At 57.4% G+C, this 23,914-nt stretch carries 20 protein-coding genes and 3 pseudogenes; 2 read left to right on the forward strand and 21 right to left on the reverse strand.

Features of this window, described 5'->3' with window-relative positions:
* Positions 1-22: 22 nt before the first annotated feature.
* From recA to mltB, 6 genes and pseudogenes are all read right to left on the reverse strand, one after another.
* Positions 23-1,088: pseudogene (recA, locus tag WLO32_RS16055) on the reverse strand (recombinase RecA).
* An 84-nt stretch (positions 1,089-1,172) separates the two neighbouring features.
* Positions 1,173-1,682 carry a nicotinamide-nucleotide amidase gene (gene pncC / locus WLO32_RS16060; protein ID WP_435945998.1) on the reverse strand — a complete coding sequence of 170 codons (510 nt, stop codon included), beginning with the start codon at positions 1,680-1,682 and terminating at the stop codon, positions 1,173-1,175.
* A 129-nt stretch (positions 1,683-1,811) separates the two neighbouring features.
* Complete coding sequence (locus WLO32_RS16065) at positions 1,812-2,690, reverse strand: metal ABC transporter substrate-binding protein (RefSeq protein WP_435945999.1); 879 nt, start codon at positions 2,688-2,690, stop codon at positions 1,812-1,814.
* Complete coding sequence (locus WLO32_RS16070) at positions 2,687-3,571, reverse strand: metal ABC transporter permease (protein WP_435946000.1); 885 nt, start codon at positions 3,569-3,571, stop codon at positions 2,687-2,689. The genes WLO32_RS16065 and WLO32_RS16070 overlap by 4 nt, the downstream gene beginning before the upstream one ends.
* Positions 3,568-4,296: a metal ABC transporter ATP-binding protein gene (locus tag WLO32_RS16075; RefSeq protein WP_435946001.1), complete on the reverse strand. Its 729-nt coding sequence runs from the start codon at positions 4,294-4,296 to the stop codon at positions 3,568-3,570. The genes WLO32_RS16070 and WLO32_RS16075 overlap by 4 nt, the downstream gene beginning before the upstream one ends.
* Before the next feature lie 216 nt (positions 4,297-4,512).
* Complete coding sequence (mltB, locus tag WLO32_RS16080; protein ID WP_435946002.1) at positions 4,513-5,586, reverse strand: lytic murein transglycosylase B; 1,074 nt, start codon at positions 5,584-5,586, stop codon at positions 4,513-4,515.
* 249 nt (positions 5,587-5,835) lie between these two features.
* On the opposite strand from mltB, the gene mutS reads away from it, so the two are divergent.
* Complete coding sequence (mutS, locus tag WLO32_RS16085) at positions 5,836-8,397, forward strand: DNA mismatch repair protein MutS (RefSeq protein ID WP_435948322.1); 2,562 nt, start codon at positions 5,836-5,838, stop codon at positions 8,395-8,397.
* A 60-nt stretch (positions 8,398-8,457) separates the two neighbouring features.
* On the opposite strand, the pseudogene rpoS reads toward mutS, so the two are convergent.
* The 12 genes and pseudogenes from rpoS to cysD form a co-directional block, all read right to left on the reverse strand.
* A pseudogene (rpoS, locus tag WLO32_RS16090) lies at positions 8,458-9,451 on the reverse strand (RNA polymerase sigma factor RpoS).
* A 59-nt stretch (positions 9,452-9,510) separates the two neighbouring features.
* Positions 9,511-10,654, reverse strand: a pseudogene (nlpD, locus tag WLO32_RS16095) (murein hydrolase activator NlpD).
* 105 nt (positions 10,655-10,759) lie between these two features.
* Entirely contained in the window at positions 10,760-11,389 is a 630-nt protein-coding gene (locus tag WLO32_RS16100; RefSeq protein WP_435946004.1) for a protein-L-isoaspartate(D-aspartate) O-methyltransferase, read from the reverse strand.
* Entirely contained in the window at positions 11,383-12,144 is a 762-nt protein-coding gene (gene surE, locus WLO32_RS16105) for a 5'/3'-nucleotidase SurE (protein ID WP_121264156.1), read from the reverse strand. Before surE ends, WLO32_RS16100 begins: the two co-directional genes overlap by 7 nt.
* On the reverse strand, positions 12,125-13,171 hold the full coding sequence (truD, locus tag WLO32_RS16110) for a tRNA pseudouridine(13) synthase TruD (protein WP_435946006.1): 1,047 nt from the start codon (positions 13,169-13,171) through the stop codon (positions 12,125-12,127). The genes surE and truD overlap by 20 nt, the downstream gene beginning before the upstream one ends.
* Entirely contained in the window at positions 13,171-13,650 is a 480-nt protein-coding gene (gene ispF / locus WLO32_RS16115) for a 2-C-methyl-D-erythritol 2,4-cyclodiphosphate synthase (RefSeq protein ID WP_435946008.1), read from the reverse strand. The genes truD and ispF overlap by 1 nt, the downstream gene beginning before the upstream one ends.
* The gene (gene ispD, locus WLO32_RS16120) at positions 13,650-14,360 is read right to left on the reverse strand and encodes a 2-C-methyl-D-erythritol 4-phosphate cytidylyltransferase (RefSeq protein ID WP_435946009.1); all 711 of its coding nucleotides are present in this window, start codon (positions 14,358-14,360) and stop codon (positions 13,650-13,652) included. The genes ispF and ispD overlap by 1 nt, the downstream gene beginning before the upstream one ends.
* Before the next feature lie 20 nt (positions 14,361-14,380).
* A complete protein-coding gene (gene ftsB, locus WLO32_RS16125) occupies positions 14,381-14,695 on the reverse strand; it encodes a cell division protein FtsB (RefSeq protein ID WP_121264144.1) in 315 nt (104 codons plus the stop codon).
* A gap of 182 nt (positions 14,696-14,877) precedes the next feature.
* The gene (locus WLO32_RS16130) at positions 14,878-15,201 is read right to left on the reverse strand and encodes a DUF3561 family protein (RefSeq protein ID WP_121264141.1); all 324 of its coding nucleotides are present in this window, start codon (positions 15,199-15,201) and stop codon (positions 14,878-14,880) included.
* Between the two features lie 53 nt (positions 15,202-15,254).
* A complete protein-coding gene (cysC, locus tag WLO32_RS16135; protein WP_435946011.1) occupies positions 15,255-15,860 on the reverse strand; it encodes an adenylyl-sulfate kinase in 606 nt (201 codons plus the stop codon).
* On the reverse strand, positions 15,860-17,287 hold the full coding sequence (gene cysN, locus WLO32_RS16140) for a sulfate adenylyltransferase subunit CysN (protein ID WP_435946013.1): 1,428 nt from the start codon (positions 17,285-17,287) through the stop codon (positions 15,860-15,862). Before cysN ends, cysC begins: the two co-directional genes overlap by 1 nt.
* 10 nt (positions 17,288-17,297) lie before the next feature.
* The gene (cysD, locus tag WLO32_RS16145; protein WP_121264132.1) at positions 17,298-18,206 is read right to left on the reverse strand and encodes a sulfate adenylyltransferase subunit CysD; all 909 of its coding nucleotides are present in this window, start codon (positions 18,204-18,206) and stop codon (positions 17,298-17,300) included.
* A 273-nt stretch (positions 18,207-18,479) separates the two neighbouring features.
* Here cysD and WLO32_RS16150 point away from each other — a divergent pair, with 273 nt between their 5' ends.
* On the forward strand, positions 18,480-19,520 hold the full coding sequence (locus tag WLO32_RS16150; protein WP_435946016.1) for an aminopeptidase: 1,041 nt from the start codon (positions 18,480-18,482) through the stop codon (positions 19,518-19,520).
* 31 nt (positions 19,521-19,551) lie between these two features.
* Here the strand turns inward: WLO32_RS16150 and cysH are convergent, their stop codons facing one another.
* The 3 genes from cysH to cysJ all read right to left on the reverse strand — a co-directional run bounded on the left by cysH (position 19,552) and on the right by cysJ (position 23,897).
* Positions 19,552-20,283 (reverse strand): phosphoadenosine phosphosulfate reductase, encoded by a 732-nt coding sequence (cysH, locus tag WLO32_RS16155; RefSeq protein WP_435946017.1) that lies wholly within the window; start codon positions 20,281-20,283, stop codon positions 19,552-19,554.
* A 99-nt stretch (positions 20,284-20,382) separates the two neighbouring features.
* Positions 20,383-22,095 (reverse strand): assimilatory sulfite reductase (NADPH) hemoprotein subunit, encoded by a 1,713-nt coding sequence (gene cysI, locus WLO32_RS16160; protein WP_435946019.1) that lies wholly within the window; start codon positions 22,093-22,095, stop codon positions 20,383-20,385.
* Entirely contained in the window at positions 22,095-23,897 is a 1,803-nt protein-coding gene (gene cysJ, locus WLO32_RS16165) for an NADPH-dependent assimilatory sulfite reductase flavoprotein subunit (protein WP_435946021.1), read from the reverse strand. The genes cysI and cysJ overlap by 1 nt, the downstream gene beginning before the upstream one ends.
* Between the last annotated feature and the right edge of the window lie 17 nt (positions 23,898-23,914).

Genomic DNA, 23,914 nt, shown 5'->3' on the forward strand with positions numbered 1-23,914 from the left:
CCGTAGCAACCCCTGGGATTAATCAGAACTCTTCGTTGGTTTCCGCGGTGTCTTTATCGTGGTCGTCAACGGTAAAGTCCGGCGTAGCGTCCTGGTTGTTGAGCAGCATTTCACGTAGCTTTTTCTCGATCTCTACGGACATTGGCTTGTTCTCTTTCAGGAAGTTACTGGCGTTGGTTTTACCCTGGCCAATCTTCTCGCCGTTGTAGCTATACCATGCGCCGGCTTTTTCAATCAGCTTGTGCTTCACGCCCAGGTCAACCAGCTCGCCATAGAAGTTGATGCCTTCACCGTAGAGGATCTGGAACTCAGCCTGCTTAAACGGCGCCGCGATTTTGTTTTTCACGACCTTCACGCGGGTTTCGCTGCCGATAACGTTGTCGCCATCTTTTACCGCGCCGATACGGCGGATATCAAGACGTACGGACGCGTAGAACTTCAGCGCGTTACCACCGGTGGTGGTTTCCGGGTTACCGAACATCACGCCAATCTTCATACGAATCTGGTTGATGAAGATAAGCAGGGTATTGGACTGCTTCAGGTTACCGGCCAGCTTACGCATCGCCTGGCTCATCATACGTGCCGCAAGGCCCATGTGAGAGTCGCCGATTTCGCCTTCGATTTCTGCTTTCGGCGTCAGCGCCGCAACGGAGTCGACGATAATCACGTCAACCGCGCCGGAGCGCGCCAGCGCATCACAGATTTCCAGCGCCTGTTCACCGGTATCCGGCTGTGAACACAGCAGGTTGTCGATATCGACGCCCAGTTTCTTCGCATAGACCGGATCCAGCGCGTGCTCGGCATCGATAAACGCACAGGTTTTACCTTCACGTTGCGCAGCGCCGATAACCTGCAGGGTCAGGGTGGTTTTGCCTGAAGATTCCGGTCCGTAAATTTCAACGATACGGCCCATTGGCAGGCCGCCGGCCCCCCAGAGCGATATCCAGTGAAAGTGAACCGGTAGAGATCGTTTCAACGTCCATGGAACGGTCTTCACCCAGGCGCATGATGGAGCCTTTGCCGAATTGTTTTTCAATCTGGCCCAGTGCTGCCGCTAACGCCTTCTGTTTGTTTTCGTCGATAGCCATTTTTACTCCTGTCATGCAGGGTGAGTCACTTAAGCACCACGCTGCGTTCTCAATACGATTTGTTGAGCCAATTATACTGTATGCTCATACAGTATCAAGCTTATTTTTTAGAAATTCTTCCCACAGGGTTTGCAGGGCGTATTCCGTCGACCGGCGCCGGATTTCGTCGCGATCGCCTTCAAAAAGCCGATGGCGGGCAATCATGCCGTCGTGCCTTGAAGCAAAGCCGAACCACACGGTGCCAACGGGTTTTTCTTCGCTGCCGCCGTTCGGTCCGGCTATGCCGCTGACCGAAATCGCATAGTCGGCCGCCGCCGCGTAAAGCGCCCCCTGCGCCATTTCGCGCACCACGGCTTCGCTCACCGCGCCACAGGTTTCAAGCGTGGCGCTGTTCACACCGATCATTTGATGCTTGGCTTCATTACTGTAGGTAACAAAGCCGCGTTCAAACCAGGCGGAACTGCCTGAAATATCGGTGATGACCTTGGCTATCCATCCGCCGGTGCAGGATTCTGCCGTGGTAACAGTGGCGCCGAGCCGGCCGAGCGCTTCCCCCACCTGCTTGCTCAATTGACGTAAAGTTGTCTCTGTCACAGTGGCTCCGATTGTAGTCGTATTACAGAATATCACGATAGCACTTTACCGGGTTTTCAGGGGATTACATCATGAACGTCGAGGCGGGTTCGGGAAATGAAAAAGGCCAGCGAACGCTGGCCGGAACTATTACTTCATGCTGTCGGCAAGGGTTTCCACATTATGTTTAAACGCCATTTCATAGGTGCTGGCCGGGCCGTCTGCCGATGACAGGGCTTCAGGATAAAGCTCCCCGCCCGGCTGCGCCCCGCAGGCTTTAGCAATCTGCTGCACAAGACGGGGATCCGTCTGATTCTCAATAAAGTAGGTTTTAATATGCTGCTCTTTGAGCTGCTTGATTAAGGCTGCAACATCGCTGGCGCTGGCTTCCGCCTCGGTAGAAAAACCTACGGGCGCCAGAAACGTCACGCCGTACGCCTTGCCGAAATAGCCGAAGGCATCATGGCTGGTCAGTACGTGGCGCTGCGCTTTTGGAATAGCCTCAAAGCGCGTTTTTGCCCAGCTATCGAGAAGCTTCAGGCGCGTAATATATTCCGTTCCCGACTCGCGGATCGCGGGCGCGTCTTCCTGGTCGGCAGCAGCCAGCGCCTGCATGATATTAGCGGCATATATCGCCCCATTTTCAGCGCTGTTCCAGGCGTGGGGATCGGTAACCGTTTTGCCCTCTTCAACCATGCTGCGGGTATCGATACCCTGTGAGGCCACCACCACCTTCCCTTTATAGCCGGAGGCGCTCACCAGCCTGTCCATCCACCCTTCCATGCCCAGCCCGCTGACTATCACCACGTCGGCATGGCTCAGCGCCACGCTGTCCTTCGGCGAAGGCTCAAAGCTGTGCGGGTCGCCATCCGGGCCGACCAGGCTTGTGACGGTCACGTGCTCGCCTCCCACCTGTTTTGCCATATCCGCCAGCACGGTGAAGCTTGTCACCACCTTCAAATTTTTCGCCAGCGCGGCCTGGCTGGAGACTGCCAGCACCAAAGACAGTGCCATCCCAAAACGTTTCATTTAACCCCCTTGCTGATTGATAGCCCACCCCGGTAAATATGCCGGGCTAAACCACTACGTGAACCAAACAGAATCGATATGAAAAATGCGCCGCTCGCCGTCAGAACAATGGCAGGCCCGGCGGGAAGAGCGGCATAAAATGACCAGGCGAGCCCAAGCCACGCGCAAAACAGGCCGCAAAGCACCGCGATTACCATTGCGCCCGGCAACGTTTTCGCCCAGCAGCGGGCAGAAACGGCGGGCAGCATCATCAAGCCCACGGACATCAATGTGCCGAGAATTTGAAAACCAGCGACCAGGTTAAGCACCAGCAAAGCGAGGAACACGCCGTGCAGAAGATGCGGCGCCAGGCGGCTGTTCACGCGCAGGAAAGCGCGATCGAAGGTTTCCATGACGAAGCCGCGGTACAGCACGGCCAACAGCAACAGCGTCACGCTGGCAATGATGCCGACGAAGATCGTGGCCTGGCCGTCGACGGCGAGGATCGATCCAAAGAGTAAATGCAGCAGATCGACACTGGATCCGCGCAGCGAGATCAGCGTCACGCCCAGCGCCAGGGAGCCGAGGTAAAAGCCGGCAAAACTCGCGTCTTCCTTCAGGTTGGTACGGGCGCTCACAACGCCCGAAACCAGTGCCACCACCACGCCCGCAATAAATCCACCAATGCCCATCGCCAGCAGCGACATGCCCGCCAGTAAATATCCCACGGCCACGCCCGGTAAAATGGCGTGCGACAAAGCGTCGCCGACCAGGCTCATCCGCCGCAGCAGAAGAAAAATACCCAGCGGGGCGGTGCTCAATGAAAGCGCCAGGCACGCCACCAGCGCGCGACGCATAAAGCCGTAATGAATAAAGGGTTCAATTAAGAAGTGATAAATCATGCGGATAGCGCCAGTTTTAAGTTTCCAGGCTGATAGCGGGGCAAAACATCCGCGGCTTTTCCCCAGTGGCAGGACTCAGGGCCGAGCAGTAAAACCTGCGGGAAATGGCATGCCACCAGCGCGTTGTCATGCAGCACCGCGATCACCGTTTTTCCGGCCTCATGCATCTGACAAACCAAGTTCATCAGAAAGCGGCTTGTCTGGGCGTCAACGCCGGTGAAGGGTTCATCCATCAGCACCAGCGGCGCATCCTGGACAAGCAAACGCGCAAAAAGCATGCGCTGAAACTGCCCGCCGGAAAGCGTTTCGATGGGCTGGCCGCGCAGTTCATTCAGCCCGACGCGGTCAATGGCTTCACAAACGCGCAGGCGATGTTTGCGGCCGAGCCCGGCAAACAGACCGCGAGCGGGCCAGCTGCCCATGCAAACCACATCGTAGACGGTCGCAGGAAACTGGCGATCCATCTCAGCAAGCTGTGGCAGCCAGGCCGCGCGAGGGACGACGCCGCCTGCGAAAGTGAGTCGACCGGACACGGGAGGCTGCAAGCGCAGCAGCGTCTTCAGAAGCGTGGACTTGCCGGTGCCGTTGGCTCCGATAACCGCCGTCATGCTGCCGGCGGAAAATATGCCGTTTAAAGGTTGCGTTACCGCCCTGCCCTGGTAGCCAGCCGTCAGATTTTCAAGGGTCATCATGGCAATGCGATCGCCCAGAGAATCATCGCCCATAAGAGCGACAGCAGAAGCAGAACGCCACAGCAGCGTAGCAGAGCTGATGCGGTGAATAATGTGCGAGCGGGGGAGACTGACATACGAAGCACTCAGGTTGATTTGTTATAACATAACATAAAACAACTTGAGCGGTTTGTAAATTTCTGATTTACACTTCGCTTCAGGCGAAGCGCGGATACTAAGAAAACAGCGGGCCGTTAACCCGCCGTTCTTTTACTGCACGCGAGCCAGCGCGACGGCCTGGCCCAGCTGCCAAACCGCCATCGCATAGTGGGTGCTGTGGTTGTAGCGGGTGATGGCATAGAAGTTTGGCAAGCCGTACCAGTACTGATAGCGGTCGCCCATATCCAGACGCAGCAGGCTGGCTTCCTGATGGTTACCCAGCGAGCCCTGCGGGCTTAAACCGGACTGCTGCAGCGCGGAGACGGAGTATTTTGTATTAAAGCCGTTTGCCAGCCCCGGCACCTGGCCGTTTGCCGGCACCGCCACCAGATCCTCTTTTACCCAGCCATGCTCTTTAAAATAGTTCGCCACGCTGCCGATGGCGTCTTCCGGATCCCACAGGTTCACGTGGCCGTCGCCGTTAAAATCAACCGCGTACTCTTTAAAGGAGGACGGCATAAACTGACCGTAGCCCATCGCGCCCGCGAACGACCCCTTCAGCGCCAGCGGATCGTCGCCTTCGTTACGCGCCATCAGCAGGAAGGTTTCCAGCTCGCCGGAGAAATACTGCGCACGGCGCGGATAGGCAAAGGAAAGCGTCGCCAGAGCGTCAATGATTCTGGTTTTACCCATCACGCGGCCCCAGCGGGTCTCCACGCCGATAATGCCGACGATGATTTCCGGCGGCACGCCGTAAACCTGAAAAGCGCGTTTCAGCGCGTCAGCATGCTGGTTCCAGAACACGACGCCGTTTTGCACGTTATCCGGGGTGATAAACTTCCCACGATAGCGTAACCATGCGCCGTTCGGTCCGGCAGGCGGCGCCGTCGTCGGCGCCTGGTTGTCCATTAAACGCAGCACGTAATCCAGTTTCTTCGCCTGAGACAGCACTTCATGCAGCTGCTGGCGGTCAAAGCCGTGCTTATTCACCATCTTATCGATGAATTTTTCGGCTTCCGGGTTGTAGGCAAAATCCCCGGTCTGCATGAAAACGTCATGCTGCGGCTGCAGCAGGAAACCGCCGGAGGAAGCGCCCACGGTCTGAGCTGGCGTTTCGGTTTTCGGTTTGCTGCTACAGGCGGATAACAAAACAAGAAGCGGGAGTAACGCGGCTGTGTAACGCATGTGCTGGAACGTCCGTATGTCTGACCAGAAAAGTTATCTCTTATGGTAAATCAAAAACCCAGCGCTGGTAACAGACTCTGCGAAGTATCACGAAGTTTTGCTGCGTACGAACGGTGTGCCGCTACGGCGTTCTGTGTTGTAATAGCAGGACTTTTACCGGGCAATAATCCTTGTGAGAAACAATAAGCTCTAATAACAATAAATCGATCACAATGACCTTTAATTCAACGGATTAAAAAGACAGACATGATGAGTAATACGGATAATTTAGATTCCCACACCCCGATGATGCAGCAGTATCTGCGCCTGAAGGCGCAGCATCCTGAGATCCTGCTTTTTTACCGTATGGGCGACTTTTACGAGCTGTTTTATGACGATGCGAAACGCGCCTCGCAGCTGCTCGATATTTCGCTGACCAAACGCGGCGCTTCCGCCGGTGAGCCTATCCCGATGGCGGGCGTGCCGCATCACGCGGTGGAAAACTATCTGGCGAAGCTGGTTAATCTGGGTGAATCCGCGGCTATTTGCGAACAGATTGGCGATCCCGCCACCAGTAAAGGCCCGGTAGAGCGCAAAGTTGTGCGCATCGTTACGCCCGGCACCATCAGCGATGAAGCGCTGCTGCAGGAACGCCAGGATAACCTGCTGGCCGCCATCTGGCAGGACGGCAAAGGTTTCGGCTACGCGACGCTGGACATCAGCTCTGGCCGTTTTCGCCTTAGCGAGCCGGAAGATGAAGAAACCATGGCAGCCGAGCTGCAGCGTACCAATCCTGCCGAACTGCTGTATGCCGAAGATTTTGCCCAGACGCGCCTGATTGAAGGCCGCCGTGGCCTGCGCCGCCGCCCGCTTTGGGAGTTCGAAATCGAAACGGCGCGTCAGCAGCTGAATATGCAGTTTGGCACCCGTGATTTAACCGGTTTTGGCGTCGAAAACGCCCATCACGCCCTGTGCGCCGCCGGCTGTTTGCTGCAGTACGTAAAAGACACCCAGCGCACTTCCCTGCCCCATATCCGCTCGGTCACCATGGACAGGCAGCAGGACAGCATCATTATGGATGCCGCCACGCGCCGCAACCTGGAGATCACCCAGAACCTGGCGGGCGGTTTCGAAAATACGCTGGCCTCGGTGCTGGACTGCACGGTGACGCCCATGGGCAGCCGCATGCTGAAACGCTGGCTGCATATGCCGATTCGCAATGTCGATACGCTGCAAAAGCGTCAGCAGACCATCGCTGCGCTGCAGGACAGAACGGCGGAAATCCAGCCGGTGCTGCGCCAGGTAGGCGATCTGGAACGTATACTTGCGCGTCTTGCGCTACGCACCGCGCGTCCGCGCGATTTGGCCCGCATGCGTTACGCCTTCCAGCAGCTGCCTGAGCTACGCGCAATGCTGGCCGATGTGCCGACGGATTATGTGCAAACGCTGCGTGAAAAGATGGGCGAATTCGCCGAGCTGCGCGAGCTGCTTGAACGTGCGGTTATCGAATCTCCGCCGGTCCTGGTTCGCGACGGCGGTGTGATTGCGCCGGGCTACAACGAAGAGCTGGACGAGTGGCGCGCGCTGGCGGATGGCGCGACGGATTACCTCGATAAGCTGGAAATTCGCGAACGTGAAAAGCTGGGGCTGGATACGCTGAGGGTCGGCTATAACGCCGTGCACGGCTACTACATTCAGATCAGCCGCGGCCAGAGCCAGCATGCGCCCATCCACTATGTGCGCCGCCAGACCCTGAAAAACGCCGAGCGCTACATTATTCCAGAACTGAAAGAGTACGAAGACAAAGTCCTGACCTCCAAAGGCAAAGCGCTGGCGCTTGAAAAACAGCTCTACGACCAGCTCTTTGACCTGCTGCTGCCGCATCTTGAAGCGCTGCAAACCAGCGCTACCGCGCTGGCGGAATTAGACGTGCTGGTGAACCTTGCCGAACGCGCGTACTCCCTGAATTACACCTGCCCACAGCTGACCGATAAGCCCGGAATCAAGGTGGTCGGCGGCCGCCATCCGGTCGTGGAGAAAGTGCTGAGCGAGCCGTTTATCGCCAACCCCTTGACCCTTGCGCCGCAGCGCCGGATGCTGATTATTACCGGCCCGAATATGGGCGGTAAAAGCACCTACATGCGCCAGTCTGCGCTGATCGTACTGCTCGCCTATATCGGCAGCTTTGTTCCGGCGCAGCAGGCGGAAATCGGGCCGATAGATCGTATTTTCACCCGCGTAGGCGCGGCGGACGATCTGGCCTCCGGCCGCTCGACCTTTATGGTGGAGATGACCGAAACCGCCAATATCCTGCACAACGCCACGGAGCACAGCCTGGTGCTGATGGATGAGATCGGGCGCGGCACGTCTACGTACGACGGCCTGTCGCTGGCCTGGGCCTGCGCCGAAAGCCTGGCGAACCGCATTAAGGCGCTGACGCTGTTTGCCACGCACTATTTCGAACTCACCACCCTGCCGGAAAAAATGGAGGGCGTGGCAAACGTCCACCTGGACGCGCTTGAACACGGCGATACCATCGCCTTTATGCACACCGTTCAGGATGGCGCGGCGAGTAAAAGCTACGGCCTGGCCGTTGCCGCGCTGGCGGGCGTGCCAAAAGACGTGATCAAACGCGCGCGCCAGAAGCTGCGGGAGCTTGAGACGGTTTCCAGCAACACGGCAGCCACCCAGGTGGACGGTACGCAGATGTCGTTGCTGTCGGTCGCCGAGGAAACCTCGCCTGCGGTAGAGGCGCTGGAAGCGCTGGATCCGGACTCTTTGTCACCGCGTCAGGCGCTGGAGTGGATTTACCGTCTGAAGAGCCTGGTATAAGGAATTTCGGGCATAAAAAAAGCGGTGATTTCAATCACCGCTTTTTATTTGAAGAGTCGATTATTCGCGGAACAGCGCTTCGATATTCAGCCCCTGAGTCTGCAGAATTTCACGCAGACGACGCAGGGCCTTCAACCTGAATCTGACGAACACGTTCACGAGTCAGACCGATTTCACGGCCCACGTCTTCGAGTGTCGCAGCTTCATAACCCAGCAGACCGAAACGACGAGCCAGCACTTCACGCTGCTTAGCGTTCAGTTCAAACAGCCACTTCACGATGCTTTGCTTCATATCATCGTCTTGCGTGGTGTCTTCCGGGCCGTTGTCTTTCTCATCCGCAAGGATGTCTAACAGCGCTTTCTCAGAATCGCCACCCAGCGGGGTGTCTACTGAGGTAATGCGTTCGTTAAGACGCAGCATGCGGCTGACGTCATCAACAGGTTTATCCAGCTGCTCTGCGATCTCTTCCGCACTTGGCTCATGATCCAGCTTGTGGGAGAGTTCTCGAGCGGTACGCAGATAAACGTTCAGCTCTTTCACAATATGAATCGGCAGGCGAATCGTACGGGTTTGGTTCATTATCGCCCGTTCGATGGTCTGACGAATCCACCATGTGGCATAGGTTGAAAAACGGAACCCGCGTTCCGGGTCAAACTTCTCAACCGCGCGAATCAGCCCCAGATTACCCTCTTCAATCAGGTCCAGTAACGCCAGACCGCGATTGCTGTAACGACGGGCAATCTTCACCACCAGACGCAGGTTACTTTCGATCATGCGACGGCGGGAGGCAACATCCCCACGCAGGGCGCGACGAGCAAAATAGACTTCTTCTTCGGCTGTTAATAATGGGGAATAGCCGATCTCCCCAAGATAAAGCTGAGTCGCGTCCAACACACGCTGTGTGGCGCCTTGTGACAACAGCTCCTCTTCGGCAATGTCGTTATCACTGGGCTCCTCTTCTACAAGGGCTTTTTCATCAAAAGCCTCAACTCCGTTCTCATCAAATTCCGCGTCTTCGGTTAACTCATTAACTTTCAGCGTATTCTGACTCATAAGGTGGCTCCTACCCGTGATCCCTGGACAAACCACTTCTGATGAAGTGTTTGCCCGTTTTATCGCTGCGGCAAATAACGCAGCGGGTTTACGGATTTCCCCTTGTAACGAATTTCAAAATGCAATCTTGTTGAACTGGTTCCGGTGCTACCCATGGTAGCTATCTTCTGCCCCGCCTTGATTTCTTCTTGTTCCCGGACCAGCATTGTATCGTTATGGGCGTAGGCACTCAGGTAATCATCGTTGTGTTTGATGATGATTAGATTACCGTAACCGCGCAGTGCGTTACCGGCATATACCACGCGGGCCTGAAGCGGTCGCGACGATAGCCTGTCCTTTACTGCCTGCAATATCGATCCCCTTATTGCCACCCTCAGTAGCAGAGAAGTTCTCGATAATGTTGCCCTCAGTCGGCCAACGCCAGGTGGAAATCGGCGCGCTATCGGACGTACTGCTGGCTGTCGGTACAGTAGTTGTAGAGCTAACCACAGGTGCCGTAACGGGCGCTGTGACGGTTGTCGCAGTCCCCTTATTATTCGGCAACATTTTGGTATCACTCTGTTCACCTGAATCTTCAGAATACGTAATTGTTGGTTTAGAAGCAACCACGGCGCTTGAGTTTTGCGCAGCAGGATTGATTACGCCTTGAGCATTAGCATCAGCGGCGGTTACCGCATTGCCGCCGGTAATTGGCGTACCGGATGCGTTGCCCACCTGCAGCGTCTGACCGACCTCCAGGCCATACGGCGCCGGCACGTTGTTACGCTGGGCGAGGTCACGGAAATCATTCCCGGTTATCCATGCGATATAGAACAAAGTGTCGCCGCGTTTTACGGTATAAGTGCTGCCGCCGGCATAGCTGCCTTTCGGAATGTTCCCATACTTACGGTTATAAACGATACGACCATTTTGGGTTTGTACAGGTTCCGACTGGATGACCGGCTGCGTTTGTACCGGCTGGCTTTGCATCGGCTGAATGGCCGGCTGCTGTACAGGCTGAATTTGCGGGGACTGGACCGGCGCGGACATCTGCGGCGGCTGGGTGACTAACATGCCGCCAGAAGCGCTGCTCGCGTTGCTGTTGCCACCGACCGAGCTGATGGGTGCCTGCGTGTCATTATTGCTACAGCCGGCCAGCCACAGGCTCACCAGCGATAACGTCGCCATCCGGCGTAAGGTAAAAGTTGGGCTTCCCGCGCTCATGTATCCCCCAAAAATGAAAAACAACTGCATGCTTATGAAGTACGGCAGACTTTGCGTTGGCTAAGTTACGCCAATATCCCGTTAAAAAAACAGGAAATGTCCAGGTTATGCCAGTTCGCCCTTCACTAAGGGGACAAAACGAACGGCTTCTACCGTATCAATAATGAATTCGCTACCGTGACGACGAACGCGTTTCAAAAACTGCCGATCGTCGCCCACCGGCAGCACCAGAATCCCGCCTTCGTCCAACTGAGCCAGAAGCGCCGTCGGGATCTCAGGCGGAGCCGCCGTAACAATGATAGCGTCAAACGGCGCACGGGCATGCCAGCCCTGCCAGCCATCACCGTGGCGGGTAGAAATATTATGCAGATCGAGCTGTTTCAAACGGCGTCTGGCGTGCCATTGCAGCCCTTTAATACGCTCGACCGAACAAACATGATGGACCAGATGGGCAAGAATTGCCGTCTGGTATCCCGAACCGGTACCGATTTCCAGCACCCGGGACTCGGGCGTCAGCTCGAGCAATTCGGTCATGCGCGCAACCATATAGGGCTGCGAAATAGTCTGGCCCGAGCCAATCGGCAACGCCGTATTTTCCCAGGCCTTGTGTTCAAACGCTTCGTCGACAAATTTTTCCCGCGGCACCTGCGCAATCGCATCAAGGACCTGTTCGTCTTTAATGCCCTGGGCACGAAGCTGTGTGAGAAGAGCTTCTACGCGTTTGCTCACTACCATTGCCCGGCGACTCCCGCTTTGGTTAACCACGAGTTCACCACTTCATGCGCGCCGTGCGCGGTTAAGTCGACGTGCAGCGGCGTCACCGAAACGTAACCTTCATCAACGGCCGCAAAATCGGTATCCGGGCCGGCGTCAAACTTGTCGCCCGGCGGCCCAATCCAGTACAGCGTGTTGCCACGCGGATCTTCCTGCGGAATAACTTTATCCGCCGGATGGCGGCTGCCGCAGCGCGTCACGCGAATGCCCTTGATTTCTTCAAGCGGCAAATCAGGCACGTTGATATTGAGAATACGCCCCGTACGCAGCGGCTCGCGCGATAAAGCGCGCAAAATCGAGCAGGTAACGGCGGCGGCGGTGTCGTAATGCTTATAGCCGTTTAACGAAACGGCCAGCGCAGGGAAACCCAAATGCCGCCCTTCCATAGCGGCGGCGACGGTGCCGGAATAGATTACATCGTCACCCAGATTAGGCCCGGCGTTGATGCCAGCGACCACTACGTCCGGGCGCGGACGCATCAGAGCGTTAACGCCCAGATAAACACAGTCCGTCGGCGTGCCCATCTGCACGGAGATATCGCCGTTTGCCAGAGTAAAAGTGCGCAGGGAAGATTCGAGCGTCAGCGAGTTTGATGCGCCGCTGCGATTACGGTCCGGGGCCACGACCTGCACCTCAGCAAATTCCCGCAATGCTTTAGCCAGCGCCTGAATGCCCGGCGCATGGATCCCGTCATCGTTACTCAGCAATATTCGCATAGTCACCCGGCGTATTCATAAGTTCCCTTACAACACTGGTGGCAAAGCTCCCGGCCGGCAGCCCAAAGCTCACCTCCACCGTCACATCATCCCACCAGTTCCAACGTAATTCTTCTGGTTTCACCAGCATAGCGCGGCGAGCAGCCTCAACGCGCTCGCGCACCAGTAATGATTGCAAATCAGTCTCTTCTGCAACGCAGCCTTGCTCAAATGCCAGCGCGGCGCCGAGCGTGCCCCAGGCGCCATCGCCCGGCAACGGCGCCGTAATCAGCAGCTCGCCGTTATCCACACGTTGTTGTAAAACAGGGAGTTCTTCCTGCGTCGCCACAAACCAGCTGCCGCGTCCTGCCAATTGTAGCGCATCGCCATCAACAACTTGATTAAAGTCTGGTTTTTTCAGTCTAAGGCTAACGATTTGATTAAACAACGCGCTGCGGGCCGCCGACAAATAAAAACTACGCTTATTGCGATCGCGCAGCGGTGAATGACTCTGCGCCCAGCGACGCGCCTGATGCAAATTGTTACCGCCGATGCCAAAACGCTGGCTGCCGAAATAGTTCGGCACGCCGTCGTTTAAGATGGCTTTCAGTCGCCGTTCCAGCTCTTCGCGATGGCTCACCTCGCGCAGCACGAGGGTGAAATTATTGCCCTTCAGCGCCCCGAGGCGCAGCTTGCGGCGGTGGCGAGCGTACTCCAGTACCTCGCACCCTTCCAGGTTAAAGGCGCTCATGTCCGGCATCTCTTTGCCCGGCAGGCGCACGCAAAACCACTGTTCGGTGACCGCGTGTTTATCCTTCTGCCCGGCAAAGCTTACCTCGCGGGCGTGCACCTTAAGAAATTTGGCCAGCGCATCCGCCACAAAACGCGTGTTGCAGCCTTTTTTCAGGATACGCAGCAGCAGGTGCTCTCCCTCGCCGTCCGGCCCGAAGCCGAGGTCTTCGATCACCACAAAATCTTCCGGGCTGGCCTTTATTAATCCGGTTCCTTCCGGTTTACCGTGCAGCCAGGTGAGGTTTTGCATATCCATTACGCGCGGGCCTTATGCAGTAACGCGACCGCCTCGCAGGCGATACCTTCGCCACGTCCGGTAAAACCGAGCTTTTCCGTGGTGGTCGCTTTGACGTTTACGTCATCCATATGGCAGCCGAGGTCTTCGGCGATGAAAACGCGCATCTGCGGGATATGCGGCGCCATTTTGGGCGCCTGGGCGATGATGGTGACGTCGACGTTGCCGAGCGTATAGCCTTTAGCCTGGATACGGCGCCAGGCTTCGCGCAGCAGCCCGCGGCTGTCCGCGCCTTTCCAGGCCGCGTCGGTGTCCGGGAAAAGCTTGCCGATGTCGCCAAGCGCCGCGGCGCCGAGCAGGGCGTCGGTTAATGCGTGCAGGGCAACGTCGCCATCAGAATGGGCCAGCAACCCTTTGTCGAACGGGATACGTACGCCGCCAATGATAATCGGGCCTGCGCCCCCGAAAGCGTGTACATCAAAACCATGTCCGATACGCATTATAAATTCTCCGTGTGGGTTAACCGCGTGAGGTAAAACGCCGCGAGTGCCAGATCTTCAGGACGAGTAACTTTTATATTATCGGCACGGGCGCTGATTAATTCCGGATGGAAGCCACAATATTCGAGCGCGGAGGCTTCATCGGTAATCGTGGCTCCCTCGTTTAGCGCGCGCAGCAGGCAGCTGCGCAGCAGTTCGAGCGGGAACAGCTGAGGGGTCAGCGCGTGCCAGAGGTCTTCGCGCTCGACGGTATGTGCAATAAGAGGTTTGCCCGGCTCGCCGCGCTTCATGGTGTCGCGCACCGGCGCCGCCAGAATGCCGCCTGTTTTGCTGCTGTGCGTGATGGCCAGCAGCTTGGCTAAATCATCCTGATGCAGGCAGGGGCGAGCGGCGTCGTGCACCAGCACCCATTGCGCCCCGTCCGCGGCCTGCAGGCCGGCAAGCACGGAATCAGCGCGCAGCCCTCCCCCGGTCACCACGGTGACCCTGGGGCTTGAGGCCAGCGGCAGGGAGGCGAACCAGGAATCCGTTGGGCTGATGGCGATGATGACGTGGCTGACCCGTGGATGAGCCAGCAGGCTTGCGACCGCGTGCTCAAGGATGGTTTTACCGCCGATTTGCAGGTATTGCTTTGGACATTCCGTTTGCATGCGGCTGCCGATACCGGCCGCCGGCACCACGGCAATTACGTCCGGAGAGGAGTCTGCCATGTATTATCACTTACGCCTGGTTATCGATTATTCTGCGGGGCATTGTTGCCTGCGCGCCTGGAGGTATCGGGCACCAGACGGTAGAAGGTTTCGCCGGGTCTGGTCATGCTTAACTCGTTGCGCGCGCGCTCTTCGATGGCCTCCTGGCCGCCGTTGAGATCGTCGATTTCAGCGAACAGCTGATCGTTGCGAGCCTTAAGCTTAGCGTTAGTCGCCTGCTGCGCGGCCACGTCTTCATTGACGCGCGTGTAGTCATGTACGCCGTTTTTTCCGAACCACAGCGAATACTGCAGCCAGACCAACAAGGCCAGCAATAGCAGCGTTAGTTTACCCATCCTGCCCCCTGAAAAACGGCACAATCATCCCACAACTTTATGTCGGACTCTATCAGGTTGCCCTGAAGAGTCGGCAAATTTGCGGCAGAATTTATCACAAATCGCGACGACATGCGCGTTTGCGGGTGGTTTAGCTGCAATCGGGACATGATAAGCCTGCTGAGTTTCATCCGCTGCGGGGATTACCCCATAAGCCACATAAATAAAACGCCGAACATCAGGGCGACGGTCAGCAGGGTGGCAACGCAGCTGTAGTGCAGGCGTCCGCGCGCCAGCGAGTGAAGCGCAATGCCCACGATCACCGCGACCGGCATCAGCGCAAGGAAGAAAGGCCAGGTATAGAGGAAGAAAAACAGCGTGTTAGGACCGTATACCAGGAAAGGAATACCCAGCGCCAGCAGCCACGACAAAAAGCCGATGAACGCCCCTGGTAAGGACCAGGTGGTGTCTTCGGCTGACGGGCTGGGTTCAGCCTGTGTGATAACGATGTTCGAGCTGTTGCGCATAACGAATCCAGTGACCTGAATGACCGGGCGCGGTTATGCGCCAGGTCCTGTCTTTAGGATTTGATAATATCGTCACGGCGCAGCAGGTCTAATAATTGCGCAATCAAATTTGTTACCAATTGTTCGCCGTCCAGGTGGATTTCCGGGGCTGCCGGCGACTCATAAACTGCATCAATACCCGTAAAATTGCGCAGCTCGCCGGCGCGGGCTTTTTTGTACAATCCTTTCGGATCGCGCGCTTCGCAAACCGCAAGCGGGGTATCGACAAACACTTCGATAAAGCGTCCTTCGCCCACAAGTTCGCGCACCATCTGGCGTTCCGCGCGATGCGGGGAGATGAAAGCCGTCAGCACCACCAGGCCTGCGTCCACCATCAGGCTGGCGACTTCGCCCACGCGACGAATGTTCTCTTTACGGTCTTCGTCGCTGAACCCCAAATCGCTGCACAGCCCGTGGCGCACGTTGTCGCCGTCCAGCAGGTAAGTGCTTACGCCAAGCTTATGCAGCGCTTCTTCAAGCGCCCCGGCCACGGTGGATTTACCGGAGCCGGACAGGCCGGTGAACCACAGCACCACGCCACGGTGCTGATGGAGCCGTTCACGCTGCGCTTGCGTAACGGGATGGGGATGCCAGACGACGTTTTCGTCGTGCTCGGCCATTATTTGCCTCCCAGCAAATCACGGGCGCCCCAGTGCGGGAAGTGGCGGCGTACCAGAGCGTTGAGCTCCAGCTCGAACGCGCTGTAAGCGGAAGGTTCCTGCCAGACCTCTTCCTGCGGCTCGCGCACCATGCCGGCGCCAACGGTTACGTTGCTCAGGCGATCGATGAAGATCAGCCCGCCGGTGACCGGGTTTTCCTGGTATTTATCCAGCACCAGCGGCTCGTCAAAGGTTAAATCAACCAGCCCGATGCCGTTTAGCGGCAGGCTTTCCACCACGCGCTGCGTCAGGGTGTTAATTTCCACCTGGTGATGAATATTATCAACGCGGGCGCGGGTTTTCTTGCCGGCGACTTTGATATCGTAGCTTTGACCCGGCACCAGCGGCTGCTCCGCCATCCATACCACGTCGACTTTCGCGGACTGCACGGCAGGATGCGTATCTTCTGCGTCCACTAACAGGTCGCCCCGGCTGATGTCGATTTCATCTTTGAGCACCAAAGTGATGGCTTCGCCCGCAGCAGCTTGTTGCAAATCTCCATCAAAGGTTACGATTCGCGCGACGGCGGACTCGACGCCTGAGGGTAAAACTTTTACCCGCTGCCCTACTTTGATTGAACCTGAGGCAAGCGTGCCCGCGTAGCCGCGGAAATCCAGATTCGGGCGGTTTACGTACTGCACCGGGAAACGCATCGGCTGCCGATCCACGATGCGTTTCACTTCCACCGTTTCCAGCAGTTCCAGAAGCGTAGGTCCGGTGTACCACGGCATATTGGCGCTCTGCGACGCCACGTTATCGCCTTCCAGAGCGGAAAGCGGCACAAAACGAATATCCAGATCCGACGGCAGCTGTTCGGCAAACGTCAGGTAGTCCTGTTTGATCTGCTCGAAGGTCTCTTCGCTAAAGCCGACGAGATCCATTTTGTTGACCGCGACCACCAGATGCTTGATCCCCAGCAGCGTGGAGATAAAGCTGTGGCGACGCGTCTGATCGAGCATGCTCTTACGGGCGTCGATCAGCAGGATCGCCAGTTCGCAGGTAGACGCGCCGGTGGCCATATTACGGGTGTACTGCTCGTGTCCCGGCGTGTCGGCGATAATAAATTTACGCTTTTCGGTGGAGAAATAGCGGTACGCCACGTCGATGGTAATGCCCTGTTCGCGCTCGGCCTGCAGGCCGTCCACCAGCAGGGCCAGGTCCAGCTTCTCGCCCTGGGTGCCGTGGCGCTTGCTGTCGGTATGCAGCGAAGAAAGCTGATCTTCGTAAATCTGGCGCGTGTCGTGCAGCAGGCGGCCAATCAGGGTGCTTTTACCGTCGTCCACGCTGCCGCAGGTCAGAAAGCGCAGCAGGCTTTTGTGTTGCTGGGCGTGCAGGTAAGCTTCAACGCCGCCCTGCTCCGCGATTTGTTGTGCAATTACGTTATTCATTATGCGGTCCTCAGAAGTACCCTTGACGCTTTTTCAGTTCCATCGAGCCGGCCTGATCGCGGTCGATCGCTCGTCCCTGACGCTCGCTGGTGGTGGAAACCAGCATCTCTTCGATGATTTCCGGCAGCGTTTGCGCTTCGGATTCGACGGCGCCGGTCAGCGGCCAGCAGCCCAGCGTGCGGAAACGCACCATTTTCTGCTCGATAACTTCGCCCGGCTGCAGGTCAATGCGGTCGTCGTCAACCATCAGCAGCATGCCGTCACGCTCCAGCACCGGACGCGGCGCGGCAAGGTACAGAGGCACTATCTCGATATTTTCCAGGTAGATATACTGCCAGATATCCAGCTCGGTCCAGTTGGAGAGGGGGAACACGCGGATGCTTTCGCCTTTGTTAATCTGGCCGTTGTAGTTATGCCACAGCTCGGGACGCTGGTTTTTCGGGTCCCAGCGGTGGAAACGGTCGCGGAACGAATAGATACGCTCCTTGGCGCGGGATTTTTCTTCGTCGCGCCGCGCGCCGCCGAAAGCCGCATCAAAGCCGTACTTGCTCAGCGCCTGCTTCAGGCCTTCGGTTTTCATGATGTCGGTGTGTTTGGCGCTGCCGTGGACAAAGGGGTTGATGCCCATCGCCACGCCTTCCGGGTTTTTATGCACCAGCAGCTCAAAACCGTAATTCTTCGCGGTACGGTCACGGAATTCGTACATCTCGCGGAATTTCCAGCCGGTATCCACATGCAGCAGCGGGAACGGCAGCGTCCCCGGATAGAAGGCCTTACGGGCCAAATGCAACATCACCGAGGAGTCTTTGCCGATCGAATACATCATCACCGGATTTGCAAATTCGGCTGCGACCTCGCGGATAATATGGATGCTTTCAGCCTCCAGTTGCCGCAGGTGAGTGAGTCGTTTTTGGTCCATAACCTTCCCTTAAAGCTGCGATTGGCACGGCGGGTCGTGGCCCTGCCGTTTAAATGAAATTAAAGGGGGACTATAAGACGCGGGTATATTTCTTATGAAATTACGAATTGGAATGACTAGTTCCGTAAAGGAATAACGGCATGGATTTGCAAATCACAAAATGTGCTTAACGGACTATTTATCGGGCGTTTAGGACGATTTGGAATTGTGTAACCCCGATCACAGTTTCATACTACGCAGGCAAAAAATTACTGAAAATAAAAAGGACTCATTATGTTTTCCGCATTGCGCCGCTGTGCCCTTTGCCTGGCGCTTGGCGTAGGTTTCACCTTTACCGCTTATGCCGCTCCCGCGCATTTGGGTGAAACCGCTAATTTGCAGACTCGTCACATCGCCACCGTTTTTCCCGGGCGCATGACCGGCAGCCCGGCCGAGATGTTAGCCGCGGATTATCTCCAGCAGCAGTTCGCTCTTTATGGCTATCACAGCGACATTCGCCGCTTTAACACGCGCTATCTGTACACCACCAAGGACGGCCACCAGAACTGGCACAACGTCAGCGCAAGCCAGGTGATCGCCGCCCGGGAGGGAAGCGTTCCGCAGCAGATCGTTATCATGGCGCATCTGGATACCTATACGCCGTTAACGGATAACGACGTAAACGATAATCTCGGCGGGCTGACGCTTCAGGGCGTGGATGATAACGCCTCGGGCCTTGGCGTTATGCTGGAGCTGGCGCAGCGCCTGAAAACGGTGCCGACGCGCTACGGTATCCGTTTTATCGCCACCAGCGGCGAAGAGATTGGCTCACTCGGCGCGGAAAATATCCTCAAGCGCATGAGCGAGAGCGAAAAGAAAAACACCCTGCTGGTGATTAACCTCGATAACCTGATCACCGGAGATAAGCTCTATTTTAACAGCGGTAAAAACACGCCTGCGGCGGTGCGCAAGCTCACCCGCGACCGGGCGCTGAAGCTTGCTCGTCAGCTGGGCATCCAGGCCGCGATGAATCCGGGACTAAATGCAAAATACCCGAAAGGCACCGGCTGCTGTAACGACGCCGAGCCTTTTGATAAAGCGGGCATTCCCGTGCTGTCCGTGGAGGCGACCAACTGGTCGCTGGGCAATAAAGACGGCTACCAGCAGCGTGCGAAAAGCAAAGCCTTCCCGCAGGGTTCGAGCTGGCATTATGCGCTGCTCGACAACCAGCAGTATCTGGATAAACGGCTGCCGGGACGCATTGAGAAACGCAGCCACGACGTGGTGCGCGTAATGCTGCCGCTGATAAAAGAGCTGGCGCGTGCAGGGAAATAATATTCCCCGCGCAGGCGGGGAATAAAGAAGCTTACTCGTGCAGGCCGCATTCGCGCTTCAGGCCAAAGAAGCGCGTTTCTTCTTCCGCCATGCCCGGCTCCCACTTCCGCGTGGTGTGGGTATCGCCTACCGACAGATAGCCCTGATCCCACAGCGGATGGTATTTCAGACCGTGCTCGGTGAGATACTGGTAAACCTTGCGGTTATCCCAGTCGATGATCGGCAAAATTTTAAATACGCCGCGCTGAATCGCCAGCACCGGCAGGTTCGCCCGGCTGCCGGACTGCTCGCGGCGCAGGCCCGCAAACCAGCTCTGTCCGCCCAGCTCCTGCAGCGCGCGGTTCATCGGCTCAACTTTGTTGATCTCGTTGTACTTCTCGATGCCCTCAACGCCCTGCTCCCACAGCTTGCCGTAGCGCGCCTCCTGCCACGCCGCGCTTTCCCTGGCGCTGAAGACCTTCAGGTTCAGCTTCAGCTTCTCCGTCAGCTCGTCGATAAACTGATAGGTTTCCGGGAACAGGTAGCCGGTATCGGTAAGGATCACCGGAATATCCGGGCGCTGCCGGGTGACCAGATGCAGACTCACCGCTGCCTGGATGCCGAAACTTGAGGACAGCACAAACTCGCCGGGCAGGTTTTCCAGCGCCCAGCCCACGCGCTCCTGGGCGCTGAGCTTTTCAAGCCGAGCGTTGGCCTCGGCCAGCGCCATCACGCGTTCGACCTTCGGTAACTCATTCAGCGCTTTTAGATCGAGTACGGACATAGATGCCTCGCTTGTTGATGAACAAGTGGTGGATGGCGCCGACGCTTATCCACCCTCGTCGCAGGGCGGGCAGGCAAAGCGCCGTCCGCCGTTATGTTGTTAATCCCAAAGATCCCGGGCCGGATCGAGCACCGGACGGATAATCCCGGCGCGGATGGTGAAATCGCCGAAGCCTTCATTCTCTTCGCGCTCTTTCGCCCAGCGGCCCACCAGTTCATCTATCGAAGCCAGAATCTCCGGCTCGGTAATATTTTCGCGGTACATGCGCGGAATCCGCGTGCCGATGCGGTTACCGCCGATATGCAGGTTGTAGCGCCCGGGCGCCTTGCCCACCAGGCCGATTTCCGCCAGCATCGCGCGGCCGCAGCCGTTCGGGCAGCCGGTCACGCGCGTCACGATATGCTCATCCGGCACGTTGTGCTTCTCCAGCACGTCTTCAACCTTAGTCACAAACTGCGGCAGGAAGCGTTCTGCTTCGGCCATCGCCAGCGGACAGGTCGGGAACGCCACGCAGGCCATGGAGTTTTCACGCTGGGGCTTCACCGCGTTCATCAGCCCGTGGTCTTTGGCGAGCTTCTCGATTTTTGCCTTTTCGCCTGACGGCACGCCCGCCACGATCAGGTTCTGATTGGCGGTCAGACGGAAATCGCCTTTGTGGATCTTCGCGATCTCCAGCAGGCCGGTTTTCAACGGACGGCCCGGATAATCCAGAATACGGCCGTTTTCGATAAACAGCGTCAGGTGCCATTTGTCGTCGATGCCTTTTACCCAGCCGATACGATCGCCGCGGCCGGTGAATTCGTAAGGACGGATCGGCTCGAATTTAATGCCCGCGCGACGCTCAACTTCCGCTTTGAACACGTCGACGCCAACGCGCTCAAGGGTGTATTTGGTCTTCGCGTTTTTACGATCGGTACGGTTGCCCCAGTCGCGCTGCGTGGTGACGACGGCTTCCGCCACCGCCAGCGTGTGCTCAACAGGGATATAGCCAAACTCGCTCGCGGTACGGGCGTAGGTCGCTTTGTTGCCGTGTTCGATAGACAGGCCGCCGCCCACCAGCAGGTTGAAGCCCACCAGCTTGCCGTCTTTGGCTATGGCGATAAAGTTCATGTCGTTGGCGTGCAGATCGACGTCGTTTTGCGGCGGCACCACCACCGTGGTTTTAAACTTGCGCGGCAGATAGGTCGGCCCCAGGATCGGCTCTTCGTCGGTGGTCGCGACTTTCTCCTGATCCCACCAGATCTCGGCGTAGGCGCGGGTGCGCGGCAGCAGATGCTCGGAGAGCTTCTTCGCCCACTCGTAGGCCTCCTGGTGCAGTTCGGACTCGACCGGGTTTGAAGTACACAGCACGTTACGGTTCACGTCGTTGGCGGTCGCCAGCGCGTCCAGCCCAACCTCGTGCAGCATCTCATGCGCCGGCTTCACGTTCTTTTTCAGAATGCCGTGGAACTGGAAGGTCTGGCGGTTCGTCAGGCGGATGCTGCCGTAAATGGTTTTATCCGCGGCAAATTTATCAATGGCGCGCCACTGCTGGGTGGTGATAATGCCGCCCGGCAGGCGGCAGCGCAGCATCATGGCGTGGCGCGGCTCAAGCTTCTGCGCGACGCGTTCGGCGCGAATATCGCGATCGTCTTGCTGATACATACCGTGGAAACGGATCAGCAGGAAGTTGTCGCCCCGAAAGCCGCCGGTCAGCCCGTCCTGCAAATCTTCCTTAATGGTGCCGCGCAGGTAATTGCTTTCAAGCTTCAGGCGCTCGGCGTCAGCCAGTTTTCCTTCGACCACTAAAGGCCCAGGGTGTTTTTCGCTCATTAGTAGACATCTCGCTGATAACGGCGCTCAATGCGCAGCTCACTTAAAAATTCATCGGCCGACTCGGTATCCATGCCACCGAATTCGGCTACCACTTCCAGTAACGCCTGCTCAACGTCTTTCGCCATACGATTGGCGTCGCCGCAGACATAAATGTGGGCGCCTTCGTTAATCCAGCTCCACAGCTCCGCGCCTTTTTCGCGCAGTTTATCTTGTACGTATATTTTATGTTGCTGGTCGCGGGACCAGGCGAGGTCGATATTCGTCAGCAGGCCGTCTTTGACGTAGCGCTGCCACTCCACCTGATACAGGAAGTCTTCGGTAAAGTGCGGGTTGCCGAAGAACAGCCAGTTTTTACCGGTGGCGCCATCGTTTTCACGCTGCTGCATAAAGGCGCGGAACGGCGCGATGCCGGTGCCGGGGCCAATCATAATGACCGGCGTTTCCGGGTTGGCTGGCAGGCGGAAGTTGTCGTTATGCTCAATGAACACGCGCACTTCGCCGTCTTCTTCCAGCCTGTCGGCCAGGAAGCCGGAAGCGCCGCCGGTGCGGGCGCGGCCTTCGATTTCGTAACGCACCACGCCGACGGTGATATGCACTTCGCTTTCGGCCTCGGCCTGCGAGGAGGCGATGGAGTACAGGCGCGGCGTCAGCGGACGCAGCAGCTCAATGAGCTGTTCAGCCGTCAGCTCAGCCGGGGCGTAGCGCACCATATCGACAATCGGCGTGTTCTGGGCGAAATGCTGCAGTTTGGCTTTATCGCCCGCCAGATCCAGCAGCGCCGAGCTGCGGGTGAGCTGGGCATATTTCTCGACGATAGTGGTCGTGTTGACCGTCAGCTCGAAATGCCACCGCAGCGCTTCGCTCAGCGGCTGCGTTTTGCCGTCGACCGTTACGCTTTCGTCGCCTTTCAGCCACAGCAGCTCCACCAGCTCTTTTACCAAAGCGGGATCGTTTTGATACCAGACGCCCAGCGCATCGCCTGGCTGGTAGCGCAGGCCGGAATCGCCGAGGTCGATTTCGATATGGCGCACGTCTTTTTCAGAATCGCGGCCGGTAATTTTCTGGTTAACCGCAAGCGTCGCCGTCAGCGGCGCTTCTTTGCTATAGGGGCTGGTGAAGACCTCGTTCACCACGCCGGTTGCGGTTAGCGCCGCCTGGGCCGGCGTTTCCGCAGGTATGCGGGTTTTCAGCACCTCAACGATTTTGCCGCGCCACTCCTGAGCGGCAGGCTGGAACTCCACGTCCGCATCCACGCGATCCAGCAGGCGAACGCCGCCCAGCTCCGCGAGTTTAGAATCGAAGTCCTTGCCGGACTGGCAGAAAAACTCGTAGGAGGTATCGCCAAGGCTGAACACGGCAAAGGCGGTGTCGGTAAGCTTTGGCGCTTTTTTCGAGAACAGGAACTTGTGCAGCGCCACCGCTTCTTCCGGCGGCTCGCCTTCACCCTGGGTCGAAGTCACAACGACCAGCAGCTTTTCCTGCGCGATTTGTTTGAATTTATAGTCGCCCGCGTTGACCAGGTTGACGTTCAGCTTTGCCGCCAGCAGATCGTCACGCAGCTGTTCGCTAACGCGGCGCGCGTTGCCGGTCTGGGAGGCGGAAATCAACGTGATAACCGGCGCTTCAGCCGCGGGCGTCTGCGTCACAACCGCGCCCGGCTGTTGATTAATCATTCCCCAGAAATAGCCGGATAGCCAGGCCAGTTGGGTCTGCGAGAAGTCGGTTGTCGCCGCCTGGAGGCGTGCCAGTTGCTCCGGGGTAAGCGGCAGCAAAGCGGTCGGTGGGGCCTGAGTTGTCATGCTTGATTGGGTTCCAG

It is taken from the genome of Dryocola mayonis (genome assembly GCF_051307045.1).
GTDB lineage: Bacteria > Pseudomonadota > Gammaproteobacteria > Enterobacterales > Enterobacteriaceae > Dryocola.

Bases quoted from the DNA above. Each gene is read 5' to 3' on its own strand.
- WLO32_RS16065 (WP_435945999.1), bottom strand. From the start codon at position 2,690: ATGAAACGTTTTGGGATGGCACTGTCTTTGGTGCTGGCAGTCTCCAGC.
- WLO32_RS16070 (WP_435946000.1), bottom strand. From the start codon at position 3,571: ATGATTTATCACTTCTTAATTGAACCCTTTATTCATTACGGCTTTATG.
- WLO32_RS16075 (WP_435946001.1), bottom strand. From the start codon at position 4,296: ATGGGCGATGATTCTCTGGGCGATCGCATTGCCATGATGACCCTTGAA.
- mltB (WP_435946002.1), bottom strand. From the start codon at position 5,586: ATGCGTTACACAGCCGCGTTACTCCCGCTTCTTGTTTTGTTATCCGCC.
- mutS (WP_435948322.1), top strand. From the start codon at position 5,836: ATGAGTAATACGGATAATTTAGATTCCCACACCCCGATGATGCAGCAG.
- WLO32_RS16100 (WP_435946004.1), bottom strand. From the start codon at position 11,389: ATGGTAGTGAGCAAACGCGTAGAAGCTCTTCTCACACAGCTTCGTGCC.
- surE (WP_121264156.1), bottom strand. From the start codon at position 12,144: ATGCGAATATTGCTGAGTAACGATGACGGGATCCATGCGCCGGGCATT.
- truD (WP_435946006.1), bottom strand. From the start codon at position 13,171: ATGGATATGCAAAACCTCACCTGGCTGCACGGTAAACCGGAAGGAACC.
- ispF (WP_435946008.1), bottom strand. From the start codon at position 13,650: ATGCGTATCGGACATGGTTTTGATGTACACGCTTTCGGGGGCGCAGGC.
- ispD (WP_435946009.1), bottom strand. From the start codon at position 14,360: ATGGCAGACTCCTCTCCGGACGTAATTGCCGTGGTGCCGGCGGCCGGT.
- ftsB (WP_121264144.1), bottom strand. From the start codon at position 14,695: ATGGGTAAACTAACGCTGCTATTGCTGGCCTTGTTGGTCTGGCTGCAG.
- WLO32_RS16130 (WP_121264141.1), bottom strand. From the start codon at position 15,201: ATGCGCAACAGCTCGAACATCGTTATCACACAGGCTGAACCCAGCCCG.
- cysC (WP_435946011.1), bottom strand. From the start codon at position 15,860: ATGGCCGAGCACGACGAAAACGTCGTCTGGCATCCCCATCCCGTTACG.
- cysN (WP_435946013.1), bottom strand. From the start codon at position 17,287: ATGAATAACGTAATTGCACAACAAATCGCGGAGCAGGGCGGCGTTGAA.
- cysD (WP_121264132.1), bottom strand. From the start codon at position 18,206: ATGGACCAAAAACGACTCACTCACCTGCGGCAACTGGAGGCTGAAAGC.
- WLO32_RS16150 (WP_435946016.1), top strand. From the start codon at position 18,480: ATGTTTTCCGCATTGCGCCGCTGTGCCCTTTGCCTGGCGCTTGGCGTA.
- cysH (WP_435946017.1), bottom strand. From the start codon at position 20,283: ATGTCCGTACTCGATCTAAAAGCGCTGAATGAGTTACCGAAGGTCGAA.
- cysI (WP_435946019.1), bottom strand. From the start codon at position 22,095: ATGAGCGAAAAACACCCTGGGCCTTTAGTGGTCGAAGGAAAACTGGCT.
- cysJ (WP_435946021.1), bottom strand. From the start codon at position 23,897: ATGACAACTCAGGCCCCACCGACCGCTTTGCTGCCGCTTACCCCGGAG.